Raw genomic sequence first — 11,131 nt, 5'->3', positions numbered from 1 at the left:
GTTTCTACCACACGCCTGTGGCCGCTGTCACACACCACGCGGAAAATCGCCGCCTTGTGCCCCGCTGGCGTTCAGTGCGCGCTGAGGGTGGCGACACGCCGGGACACCTCGCCCAGCACGCACACTCAAAGCCTTCGACGCACACACTTCGAGTGCGGGGAGATCAGCGCAGCTCAGCCCTTGGCGGCCGAGCGTCCGGCGCGGCGGCCGTAGAAGCTGCCGTCACCGAGAGAGACGCCGCTGGCATAGCCCCAGGCGGCCAGCCCCGCGGTCGAACGGCCCGCGGCGAACAGCCCCGGGATGGGTTCGCCGCTGACGTGCAGCACCTCGGCGTCCAGCGTGGTGGCCAGCCCGCCCAGGGTGAAACCGCCGGTGTTCTCGCGCAGGTCGATCGCGCCGACCGGGGTGCCGATCGGCTTGATCCATTCCGGCTTCTTGTGCAGCAGCGGATCCTCACCGCGGGCGGCGCCCTCGTTGTAGGCGGCGACGGTCGCCTGCAGCGAACCGGGTGCCAGGCCGATGTCGCGCTCCAGGTCCGCCACATTGTCGGCCACCCAGGTCGCCTCCCGCAGCATGAATTTGGGCGACCACGACGCCATTGCCTCTTCCTGGGCATCGCTGTCGATGATCAGGTAGGCGGTGTTGTCCTGGTGGTAGAGCGTGAGCTGTCCGACGCGGCCCGGGTAGGTGTCCTCGGCGACGTAGCGCTGGCCACGGCCGTTGACCAGGATCCCGCGCACCAGCTGCTGCGGGTCGATGAAGATCGCGACCTCGGTGGCGTCCATGTGGGCCAGATCGGCGCCCAGCGCGTGCGCCATCCGGATCGCCTGCCCGTCGTGTTGCTCGATCGACGCGGCCGGCCGTCCGGCGATCCGCGGCGCATAACGCGCCACCATCGCATCGTTGTAGGCGAAGCTTCCCGTCGCGAGCACCACACCGGTGCGCGCCCGGATCGTCATCTCGGTGCCGTACTGGCGGGCCCGGATGCCGACCACCCTGCCGTCGGACTCGACGATCAGACACTGCACCCGCACGTCGTAGAGCGCGCGTGCGCCCGCCGCGGTTGCGGTTTCGACGAGGGGCTTCATCAGCATGTAGCCGGCGCTGGCTTCGCCCTGCTTCTTGTTCTGCATCTGCGGGACATGACCGCGCGGAGCGGGGGTGGCGATCGTGTTGAACGGGTAGGAGTTTTCGCCGCCGCTGTACATCAGGCCCTGATCACCCATTGGCTCCCAGCCGGGCTCGGAGAAGAACTCCGCCTTGAACGGCACGCCGCATCCGACCAGCCACTCGAAATGCGCGACGCTGCCGGCGCAGTAATCGGCGATCCGGTCCGCATCGGCGCCCGGTCCCATCGCCACGTTCAGAAACGCTTCCATGTTCTCGACGGAATCTTGGAAACCACAAGCGTTTTGCAGGGGTGTGCCACCGCCGAGGTAGATGAAACCGCCGGCCATGGCCGCCGCGCCGCCCCAGGAACCGGTGCGCTCCAACACCAGAACGTCGGCCCCGGAGCGGGCCGCCTCGACCGCGGCCGCCGCACCCGCGACGCCGTATCCGGCGATGACGACGTCGGCCTCGTGATCCCATGCGGTAATCGACGACGCCGCAATCGGCGTGACGTCGGTGTCAGGCGTCATAGCCGCATCGCCGCGGGCATCTCGCCGACCCACTGATGACCCCAGTAGCTGTCGGCGGTGATTTCCTCTGCCGTGTAATAGTTTTCGTCGACCCGCATGCCCTCGGTGCCGAACTCGATGTCCCAATCGCCGGGCGCCCGGACGTAGAACGAGATCATCTTGTCATTGGTGTGGCGGCCCAGCGTCGACGACAACTGGAAGCCCTCGGCATTGACGCGGTCCAGAGCCTGGCCCACCGCGTCGAGGGTGTCGACCTCGACCATGATGTGGACCAGGCGCGGGTCACGCATATGCGCGGCCGGCACGATCGCCATGCTGTGATGACGTTCGTTGATGCCGAGGAAGCGAACCCGCACCGGGCCAAACTCTTTGGGCAACGGCACCCGGAATGCGCCGCGAGACCGGAAACCCAGGACCTCGGTGTAGAAGTCGAACACGCCGTTGGGATCCATCGCCGGCACCACCACATGGCCCAGGCCCTGATCGCCGGTGACGAATCGTGCGCCGAACGGCGTGACGACCGGGCTGTGGTCGAGCACCGCGCCGTGGAACACCTCGAGTGTGGTGCCGGCCGGGTCGTCGAACGCGATCACCTCTTCCACCCGGCGGGCCTCGGCCTCCTCGACCGACAGCTGCTTGAACGGCACGCCGGCCCCGTCGAGGGTCGCCTTGATCCGCCGCAGCGCCGGGTGGTCGCGGACCTCCCAGCCGATGGTCAGCACCCGATCGGTCTCGCCGGGCACCACGATCAGCCGTGCCGCGCGCTCGTCCATCCGCAGATACAGCGCGGACTCGTCGGGGCCTTTACCCTCGGCGAAACCCAGGACGCCGAACGCGAAACGGCGCCACCGTTCGATGTCTCGGGTCGAAATAGTAATGTAGCCAAGGCTTTTCAGGTCTGTCATCGAAGGCTCCTAAATCAACGCCCGTAGCGGACCCTCTGGGGGTTCGACGCCGAGCGAGCTCAGTGCGGCCGCGTGGTAGGTGGTACCGGGGACATGGATGGCGTGCATCTGGCCGACGTGCACGTCGCGCCAGTAGCGCTGCAGCGGCTTGTCCATTCGGGCGGCGTTGCCGCCCGAGCGGGCGAAGATCTCGTCGACCGCTGCCACCGCGCGCCACACCGCGCGCACCTGGGTGCGGCGTCCGGCCGCGCGGTCGGCGAACGACACCTCCTTGCCGGCCGCGACCATGTCGTAGATCCGGTCGGCGTTGGCCAGCAGTTCCTGGCGGGCGGCGTTGATGTCGGCGGCGGCCTCACCGATCGCGTGCATGACGTACGGGTCGTCCTTGATCGCGGTGCCGGTGGCCCCGACGCGCTCGCGCTGATAGTCCAGGTGCGCGGCGAGTGCTCCTTCGGCGATGCCGATGGTGGCCGCGGAGATGCCCAGCGGGAACATCGTCGACCACGGCATCAGATACAGGGGCTCGGTCATGCCGGCCTCGCGCTGGGCGGTGCCGTCCATCACCTTGGTGGCGTCCATCGTCCGGTAGGCCGGGACGAACGCGTCCTTGACGATCACGTCCTTGGAGCCGGTTCCGCGCAGCCCCACCACATTCCACGAGTCCTCGACGATCTCGTAGTCCTTGCGCGGCAGGATCATGTGCAACATCTGCGGCGGCATCAACGGGATGCCCTTTTCGTCGCCGCGCATCGCGCCCAGGATGATCCAGTCGCAATGGTCGGTGCCCGAGCTGAACTGCCAGCGACCGTTGAACAGGTAACCGCCGTCGACGGGTTTGGCCACACCCTGCGGCGCGTACGGGGATGCCATCCAGGTGTCGACATCGTCGGCCCAGATCTCGGCGGACACCTTCGGGTCCGCATACGCCAACTGGTAGGGGTGCACGCCCACCACGCCGACGATCCAGCCGGCGGCCGGATCCAGCGCGGCGGTGGCCATGGTCGTCTCGGCGAACTCGCGGGGGTGGACCTCGAAGCCTTGGTATTGCTTGGTTTGCAGCAGCCGGATCAGGCCGGCGCCCTTCATCAGCTTGACGGTGTCGTCGGTAAGCCGGCCAATTTGTTCGGCTTCGGCGGCCTGGTCGCGCAATTGGTCGGCCATGGCCACTACCCGGTCGAGTACCCGGTCGCTCATATCGTTTTCCTTACGTGTGTGGGCTAAGTAATGGTCTACCGCAGTCCTCGCCCGTCCCAAAGGAAATCCCGATGAGCGGGCGGAAATGCGAATCAGAACTCGATGTGCAGAGCCGGACTCGCCGGCCTGGCCTGACACGCCAGAATCAGGCCGTCCCGCACGTCCTGGGGTCCCAGCACCTGGCATGCCGCCATGTCGACCTCGCCGGCCACGACGGTGGCCACGCACGAGCCGCAGCGGCCCTCCCGGCACGAGTGGGGCGCGTCAATGCCCGCGTCGAGCAACACATCGATCAGGGTCTGGCCGCGCGGCCAGCGCAACCGGTAGCCGCGCCCATCCAGCTCGACCTCTAGGTGTGCAACTTCTGCCATGCCGCCGATCGTGCGGGAACGATCCGGCGCCGCGCCCGCGTCGGCCCGATGGCCGGGAGAACCCGACCGGAGCGTCCGGTGACCGGGAAGGCGGGCGCCCGGCGGCGAACCGGCCAATAACGTGCTGCTGGTGAATGATGCTCTCGACGTGATCGTGGTGGGCGCCGGGTTCGCCGGCTTGTACGCGTTGCACAAGCTGCGCGCGCAGGGGCTTTCGGTGCGGGTGCTCGAGGCCGCGCCCGAGATCGGCGGGACCTGGTACTACAACCGGTATCCGGGCGCACGCTGCGACGTCGAGAGCGTCGACTACTGCTACTCGTTCTCCGACGAACTCCAGCAGGAGTGGAACTGGACGGAGAAATACGCCACCCAATCCGAGATCCTCGACTACCTGAACTGGGTCGCCGACAAGCTCGACCTGCGCCGCGACATCGTCTTCGGCACCCGCGTGCTGGCCGCCGTGCTCGACGAGACGATGCTGCGCTGGACGGTCACCGCCGACACCGGGGTGGTGCTCTCGGCGCGGTTCTGTGTGATGGCGACCGGGCCGCTCTCGGCGGCGATGACCCCGAATTTCGCCGGCCTGGACACCTTTTCGGGCAAGATCCACCACACCGCACACTGGCCGCACGAACCCGTCGACTTCACCGGCAAGCGGGTGGCGGTCATCGGCACGGGATCGTCTGGTATCCAATCGATTCCGATCATCGCCGAGCAGGCCGCGCACTTGTACGTGTTCCAGCGCAGCGCCAACTACAGCGTCCCGGCCGGCAACACACCGCTGTCCGCCGGCGAGCTCGACGAGATCAAGGCCGGCTATGCGCAGCGGCGCCGGCTGTCGTGGCGCAGTAGCGGCGGCTCGCCGCACCTCCCCGCGGACAAGCCGACGATGCAGTTCACCCGGGCGGAGCGGCGCGCGGCGTTCGAAAGACGATGGCAGCTAGGGGGGGTGCTGTTCTCGAAGACCTTTCCGGACCAGATGACCGACCTGGAAGCCAACGAAGAGGCCCGCATGTTCTACGAGGAGAAGGTTCGCGCGGTCATCGACGATCCGGCGGTCGCCGATCTGCTGATCCCCACCGACCATCCGATCGGGACGAAGCGAATCTGCACCGACAGCAACTACTTTCAGACGTTCAACCAGCCCAATGTGACGCTGGTCAGCGTCCGTGACACACCGATCGACTCGGTCGACGCGACGGGCATCAACGCGGGAGAGACGCACTACGACCTCGACACGATCGTGCTGGCAACGGGTTTCGACGCTATGACCGGGGCGCTGGGCAGCATCGACATCGTCGGGCGTGGCGGTGCCACGCTGCGCGAGGACTGGGCCCACGGACCGCGTACCTATCTCGGACTGGGCGTCGACGGGTTCCCCAATCTGTTCCTGATCTCGGGCCCGGGCGCCCCCGCCGTGCTCGCGAACATGGTGCTGCACGCCGAGGCGCAGGTGGACTGGATCGCCCGGACGGTCGGCTACCTGGACAGCCACGGGTGTGCCGCCATCGAAGCCACCATGGACAGCGTGGACGGCTGGGGCGCCGAATGCGCCCGGCGTGCCGAGACGACATTGTTCACCAAGGCGAACTCGTGGTACATGGGCGCCAACGTGCCCGGAAAGCCCAGGGGCTTCATGCTGTTCGTCGGCGGATTCGCCACCTACAACGACATCTGCGCCGAGGTGGCCGACGCCGGCTACCGCGGCTTCGATCTAATCAAGCGATGACTGGATTAGTCGACAAGGTCGTCGTGGTCACCGGCGCTGCCGCGATCGTCCTGCCCGTCGACGCTTGCGCCACTCAGCGATGAGGAGACGACTGTGACCGACGTGGCGGAATTGGTGGCCCGGCTGCGCCGCCTCGAGGATGACCGCGACATAAGGCAGCTGATCGCGTCCTACGGTCCCGCGGTCGACGCCGGCGATCCGGATGCCAGTGCGCGCCTGTGGGCGACCGACGGCGTGTATGACGTCGACGGCTGGCGCATGCAGGGCCGGGCCGACGTGCACGCGATGATCAGCTCGCAGGCTCACCAGCAGTTGGTGAAAAAGGGCTGCTCACACTTTCTCGGGCCGTGCGTCGTCACGCTTGACGGTGACGAGGCGGTGGCGGTGTGCGAGTCGCTGGTGCTCATTCGTGACGGTGACGGCTACCGGGTGTGGCGCGCCACCGCACACCATTTCGCGCTGCGGCGCATCGACGACCAGTGGCAGATCACCACTCGCACCAGCCGGGTTCTCGACGGCAATCCCGACGCGCACGCCCTGCTGTTGAAAGGCCTTGCGGGACAGCCGCTAACCTGATGGCGCCCACCCGCTTCGCCCGCCCTCGCGATCGCCGCTAGCGGGACAGGAAGCCCAGGACCGTGCTTTCGAAGGCCGCCTTGGCTTCGATCATCGCCCAGTGCCCGGAGTTCGGGAAGATATGCAGCTCGGCGTTGGGGATGGTGCGCATCGGGATCAGCGCCATGTCGGGCGGGCTCACCCGATCGTCGCGGCCCCAGGTCAGCAGCGTGGGGGCGGCCAGCTTGTGCATCATCGCCCAGGGGAAGGGACGGTCGGAGGCGGCCATCGCCGAGTTCATCGCCGCGAACGCCGCCTTGCCGTACATTCGGCGCGCGGCCTCCAGCGTGGCGGGATCGGTGGCCAGCTGCCAGCGTTCTTCGACGAGTTCGTCGGTCACCAGGGCCTGGTCGTAGACCATCGACTTGAGCCAGTCGACGAGGCGCTGCCGGGTCGGGTCCTCGACGAACTCCTGCAACAGCCGGATGCCCTCGCTGGGGCTGGGGCTGAAGATGTTGGTGCCGATGCCGCCGATGGTCACCAGCCGGTCGACGCGGTCCGGGTTGCCGATGGCGAAGTTGATGCCGACCCCGCCGCCCATCGAGTTGCCGACGATGTGGGCCTTCTGGACTCCGAGCGCGTCCAGGAAAGGCGAAACCGTTCCGAACGCGGTGACCATCGGGTGGCCGCCGAAGTCGTCGCTGACCCCGAAGCCGGGGAATTCCAGGATCAGGCAGCGGAAATGCTCGGCGAACGTGGGCAGAATTCCGCGGAAGTTGCGCCAGCCGGTGACCCCGGGGCCGGAGCCGTGCAGGAACAGCAGCACCGGAGCGGAATCCGGGCCGCAGTCGTAATAACGCAAAGCGCCCTTCGGGGTGGTGATTTCACGCAGGTCATGCTCGACGGTCGCCGCAGAGGTATTTGCCACGCCTGTCACCTTGCCATGCCGCCGTGGAGCCGGTGAGCGGTGTTCCGCTGGTCGGCATACGGCATGGTCTCCCGCCGCCGTTGAGTGTGCGTTCAGGGCGTTCGGTGTGCGCTGACGGCTTTGGCTGTGCGCTCAGTGCGGGACTTTCCGGCGTGTCTCCGCCGTGAACGCACACTCAAAACCCGGGACGCACACTCAAGAACGCGAAAGCGATTGAGCGCCAGGAATTCAGGTAGGCCGGGCCATGGCGGAGTCGGCGGCTGCCCAGTCCGTCGATACCTTGCGGTGCTTGATCAGCCAGGCGTCGCCGTCGGGCACCAAGATGTCGCGATAACGGCCGAAATGGTCGAGCCCGATATGGGTGACGACAGTGAAGTAGCACGAGACCTGCGCCTCGTCGCGAGCCAGCGAGGTGAACAGGACGTTCGCGACGTTGTGCCGAACGACCGGCTTCACGTCCGCCTCGACCGCGATCTTGCCGGTGACACCGCCCAGGAACGCCACGATCTCGGCGCGGCCACGCAGCGGCTCGGCACCACGAATCTCGAGAACGCCGTCTACGCAGAATGTCTCGGCAAGCGCGTCGACCCGGCCGGCGTCACCGGACCAGTTGTATCGGGCGAGCGTGTCACGGATCTGCTCACGGGCCACCAGCTCCCACATCTCCATCGCCGTGACTCCTCACCGACCGCAGGTACTCCCGTAGCACCCTAGTCAGGCGGCGAGAGCGCTTTACCGGACGATGCGCGGCTGGAAGCGCTGTACCGGAGCAGGCATGACGCCGTTCAGGTCGAAGACGGCTATCATCGCTCGCAACATGGCGGGGGACCAGTCATCGAGTGGGTGTGCGTCGATCCGGGCGAGCACCTCACGACGGAGGTATTCGATATTCATCGGGGGCTGCTGATCGGTCATGGCCGCGCCTCCGGCTCCTAGGTCCTGGGCAGGTCGTTCGGACGTACACGACGCTAGGGCTGATGCCACATCGATGTATAGGTAACTTGTCAGATTCAAATGTCTCTCAAGGAATAGCGCCGGTGGTTACAGGCCGACGTCCGGGAATGAATCGTGGCGGGCAGCCGTAGAACAACGCATGGACCTCAACGACGCTGCACGAAACCTCATCGGTAAGGGTGCCGACGCCACCCTGGTCACCATCAATCCCGACGGCAGCCCCCAGGTGAGCCTGGTCTGGGTCGCGTTGCAGTCGACGCCGGACGGGGACGAGCTGGTCACCGCCCACCTGGCCGAGCACAAAAAGGTCCGCAACGTCCGCAAGGATCCCCGGGTCGCCGTCACGATCGTGGCGCTCGACAAGGGGGGCCTGGGGATGCGGCCCTACCTCTCCATCACCGGGACCGCGCGGATCGTCGAGGGGGGTGCCCCCGAGCTGCTGACGGAGCTCAACCCCATTCTGGGGGACCCGAACACCAAGTTCCCGCCGGACGGCGCGCCGTCGGGAGTCCTCACCCGCATCCGCATCGACAAGGTCGGCGGCATCGGACCCTGGGTCGGCTGAGCTCAGTACTTGCCACTTCCGCTACTCCGAGTAGCGCAATACAGTGGGTGGATGAAACCAGGAGCTGACGGTAAACACATCCGGACCTGTCCGCTGTGTGAAGCCATGTGCGGCTTGGAGATTCACGTCGAAGCGGGTGCGGTCACCGGCATTCGCGGCAACCGCGACGACGTGTGGAGCCGTGGCCATCTCTGCCCGAAGGGCGTGTCGCTGGGCGCGGTGCACCACGACCCGGACCGCGTTCGCAGCCCGATGATCAAGGTCGACGGCGCCTGGCAGGAAGTCAGCTGGCATGCGGCGTTTCGGCGCTGCACCGAGTTGCTGACGCCGGTGATCGAGAAGTACGGGATCGGGGCGGTCACCGCCTACACCGGCAACCCGCTGGCGCACTCGTTTTCGCTGGCCCGCTACGCCGGCGTGTTGATGGGCATGTCCGGGATGCCGGTCACGTATTCACCCGGGACGGTCGATCAATGGCCGAAGAACCTGTCGTCGCACCTGATGTACGGCCTGTGGTGGAACTTCCCGGTGCCCGACATCGAGCGCACCGACCTGCTGGTCATCATGGGCGCCAACCCCGCCGCGTCGCAGGGATCACTCTTGGCCGCGCCGGACGTGATGGGCCTGATCGACGGAATTCGCAAACGCGGCAAGGTGATCGTGATCGACCCGGTGCGTACGCAGACCGCGGCCCGGGCTGACGAGTGGCTGCCGATCGTGCCGGGCACCGACGCGGCGTTGCTCCTGGCCGTCGCGCACACCCTCTTCGCCGAGGACCTGGTGAATCCCGGGCCACATGTCGACGGCGTCGACACCATGCGCCAAGTCGCCGCTGACTGGCCGCCGGAGCGGGTCAGCGACGTCACCGGCATCGACGTCGACACCATCCGGCAATTGGCGCGCGAGCTTGCCGGCGCCGAGAAATCGGTGGTGTATGGCCGAATTGGCCTGTGCAATCAGGAGTTTGGCAGCCTGGCCAGCTGGATGGTCGACGTGATCAACATTTTGACCGGCCATTTCGACACCCCGGGCGGCGCGATGTTCCCCAAGCCGGCGGCCTGGTCGATCACCACGCAGCCGCTGCCCGGCCTCGAGGGCGGTCTGCCGGAATTCGGGCGCTGGCATACCCGCGTGCGCGGCGCCAAAGAGGTGCTCGGGCAGGCCCCGGTGTCGTGCATGACCGAAGAAATCGCCACCCCTGGCGACGGGCAGCTCAAGGCGCTGATCACGATCGCGGGCAACCCGGTGTTGTCCACGCCCGGCGGCGACAAGCTCGACGAAGTGCTGCCGTTGCTCGAGGCGATGATCTCGGTGGATCTTTGGCTCAACGAGACGACGCGTCACGCCGACGTGATTCTGCCCGGGCTCTCCCCGCTCGAGCAGCCGCATCACGACGACCTGATCCTGCTGTTCGCGATTCACAGCATCGCGAACTACTCCGCGCCGGTGTTCGACCCGGGTGACCGCCCACACGAATGGGAGATCCTGATCCGGCTGACCGGCCTGTGCACCGGTACCCCGGCCGAGGACGTCGACGTTGCCGCGATCGACGACGGTTTCTTCGATTACCTGGCCTTCACCGCGGGCGTGGACGGCGCCGAGATCCGCAAGCTCTACGACCACGGCGGACCCGAGCGGATGCTGGACCTCACGCTGCGCACCGGGCCATTCGGGGATCAGTACGGCAAAAATCCCGGCGGGCTCACGTTGGAGCTGCTCAAGGCGAACCCCAACGGCATCGACTTCGGGCCGATGGTGCCGCAGCTGCCGGAGATTCTGGGCACCCCGGACCGCAAGATCCGGCTGGCCCCGCAGTATCTGCTCGACGACCTGCCGCGGCTGGAGGCGCGTATGCAGCGCCCCGCCGAGCCGTTGGTCCTGGTGAGCCGTCGCCACCTGCGGTCGAACAACACCTGGCTGCACAACGTGCCCGCACTGATGAAGGGCAAGGACCGGTGCACGCTGCTGATCCATCCGGACGACGCGGCGCGCTGCGGCGTCTCCGACAATGACGTCGTCACGGTGAAATCCGAGGCCGGCGAGATCAAGGTGCCCGTCGAGATCACCGACGCGATCAAACCCGGTGTGGTGTCGATGCCCCACGGCTGGGGACACGGCAAGCCGGGCACCCGCATGTCGGTCGCCAACGGTTCACCGGGCGCCAACACCAATGCGCTCTCGGTACCGACGTTTGTCGACGAGCCCTCGGGTAACGGTGCCCTTAACGGGATACCGGTCACGGTCCTCGAGGATCAAGCACGGTTCGAGGCCGCCGAGCGGGTCTGACCTC

The 11,131-nt window shown here is 67.0% G+C and carries 11 protein-coding genes; 4 read left to right on the top strand and 7 right to left on the bottom strand.

Annotated elements, in window-relative coordinates; all coding sequences use genetic code 11:
- Positions 1–173: 173 nt before the first annotated feature.
- The 4 genes from G6N55_RS03900 to G6N55_RS03885 all read right to left on the bottom strand — a co-directional run bounded on the left by G6N55_RS03900 (position 174) and on the right by G6N55_RS03885 (position 4,110).
- A complete protein-coding gene (locus tag G6N55_RS03900) occupies positions 174–1,640 on the bottom strand; it encodes an FAD-dependent oxidoreductase (RefSeq protein WP_085225161.1) in 1,467 nt (488 codons plus the stop codon).
- Positions 1,637–2,545, bottom strand: a complete 909-nt coding sequence (gene bphC, locus G6N55_RS03895; protein ID WP_085225163.1) for a biphenyl-2,3-diol 1,2-dioxygenase — start codon at positions 2,543–2,545, stop codon at positions 1,637–1,639. The genes G6N55_RS03900 and bphC overlap by 4 nt, the downstream gene beginning before the upstream one ends.
- A gap of 9 nt (positions 2,546–2,554) precedes the next feature.
- Complete coding sequence (locus G6N55_RS03890; RefSeq protein ID WP_085225165.1) at positions 2,555–3,739, bottom strand: acyl-CoA dehydrogenase family protein; 1,185 nt, start codon at positions 3,737–3,739, stop codon at positions 2,555–2,557.
- A 92-nt stretch (positions 3,740–3,831) separates the two neighbouring features.
- A complete protein-coding gene (locus G6N55_RS03885; RefSeq protein ID WP_085225356.1) occupies positions 3,832–4,110 on the bottom strand; it encodes a 2Fe-2S iron-sulfur cluster-binding protein in 279 nt (92 codons plus the stop codon).
- Between the two features lie 130 nt (positions 4,111–4,240).
- Here G6N55_RS03885 and G6N55_RS03880 point away from each other — a divergent pair, with 130 nt between their 5' ends.
- Together G6N55_RS03880 and G6N55_RS03875 are read left to right on the top strand one after the other, a co-directional pair.
- On the top strand, positions 4,241–5,839 hold the full coding sequence (locus G6N55_RS03880) for a flavin-containing monooxygenase (RefSeq protein WP_085225357.1): 1,599 nt from the start codon (positions 4,241–4,243) through the stop codon (positions 5,837–5,839).
- A gap of 93 nt (positions 5,840–5,932) precedes the next feature.
- A complete protein-coding gene (locus G6N55_RS03875; protein ID WP_085225167.1) occupies positions 5,933–6,415 on the top strand; it encodes a nuclear transport factor 2 family protein in 483 nt (160 codons plus the stop codon).
- Between the two features lie 37 nt (positions 6,416–6,452).
- Here G6N55_RS03875 and G6N55_RS03870 read toward each other — a convergent pair whose 3' ends face one another.
- The 3 genes from G6N55_RS03870 to G6N55_RS03860 form a co-directional block, all read right to left on the bottom strand.
- Positions 6,453–7,331, bottom strand: a complete 879-nt coding sequence (locus tag G6N55_RS03870) for an alpha/beta fold hydrolase (protein ID WP_372517612.1) — start codon at positions 7,329–7,331, stop codon at positions 6,453–6,455.
- Positions 7,332–7,550: 219 nt separating this feature from the next.
- On the bottom strand, positions 7,551–7,991 hold the full coding sequence (locus G6N55_RS03865; protein WP_085225169.1) for a nuclear transport factor 2 family protein: 441 nt from the start codon (positions 7,989–7,991) through the stop codon (positions 7,551–7,553).
- 63 nt (positions 7,992–8,054) lie between these two features.
- Positions 8,055–8,237, bottom strand: coding sequence for a hypothetical protein (locus tag G6N55_RS03860; protein WP_085225171.1), 183 nt, complete (start codon positions 8,235–8,237; stop codon positions 8,055–8,057).
- Between the two features lie 178 nt (positions 8,238–8,415).
- Here G6N55_RS03860 and G6N55_RS03855 point away from each other — a divergent pair, with 178 nt between their 5' ends.
- Positions 8,416–8,841, top strand: coding sequence for a PPOX class F420-dependent oxidoreductase (locus tag G6N55_RS03855; RefSeq protein WP_085225173.1), 426 nt, complete (start codon positions 8,416–8,418; stop codon positions 8,839–8,841).
- Positions 8,842–8,892: 51 nt separating this feature from the next.
- A complete protein-coding gene (locus tag G6N55_RS03850; RefSeq protein WP_085225175.1) occupies positions 8,893–11,127 on the top strand; it encodes a molybdopterin-dependent oxidoreductase in 2,235 nt (744 codons plus the stop codon).
- The last annotated feature ends 4 nt before the right edge of the window (positions 11,128–11,131 follow it).

It is taken from the genome of Mycobacterium florentinum (assembly GCF_010730355.1).
GTDB classification, from domain to species: Bacteria; Actinomycetota; Actinomycetes; order Mycobacteriales; family Mycobacteriaceae; genus Mycobacterium; species Mycobacterium florentinum.
This window is presented reverse-complemented; position numbering and strand designations above follow the sequence as displayed.

Bases quoted from the DNA above. Each gene is read 5' to 3' on its own strand.
- G6N55_RS03865 (WP_085225169.1), bottom strand. From the start codon at position 7,991: ATGGAGATGTGGGAGCTGGTGGCCCGTGAGCAGATCCGTGACACGCTC.
- G6N55_RS03860 (WP_085225171.1), bottom strand. From the start codon at position 8,237: ATGACCGATCAGCAGCCCCCGATGAATATCGAATACCTCCGTCGTGAG.
- bphC (WP_085225163.1), bottom strand. From the start codon at position 2,545: ATGACAGACCTGAAAAGCCTTGGCTACATTACTATTTCGACCCGAGAC.
- G6N55_RS03850 (WP_085225175.1), top strand. From the start codon at position 8,893: ATGAAACCAGGAGCTGACGGTAAACACATCCGGACCTGTCCGCTGTGT.
- G6N55_RS03890 (WP_085225165.1), bottom strand. From the start codon at position 3,739: ATGAGCGACCGGGTACTCGACCGGGTAGTGGCCATGGCCGACCAATTG.
- G6N55_RS03900 (WP_085225161.1), bottom strand. From the start codon at position 1,640: ATGACGCCTGACACCGACGTCACGCCGATTGCGGCGTCGTCGATTACC.
- G6N55_RS03885 (WP_085225356.1), bottom strand. From the start codon at position 4,110: ATGGCAGAAGTTGCACACCTAGAGGTCGAGCTGGATGGGCGCGGCTAC.
- G6N55_RS03855 (WP_085225173.1), top strand. From the start codon at position 8,416: ATGGACCTCAACGACGCTGCACGAAACCTCATCGGTAAGGGTGCCGAC.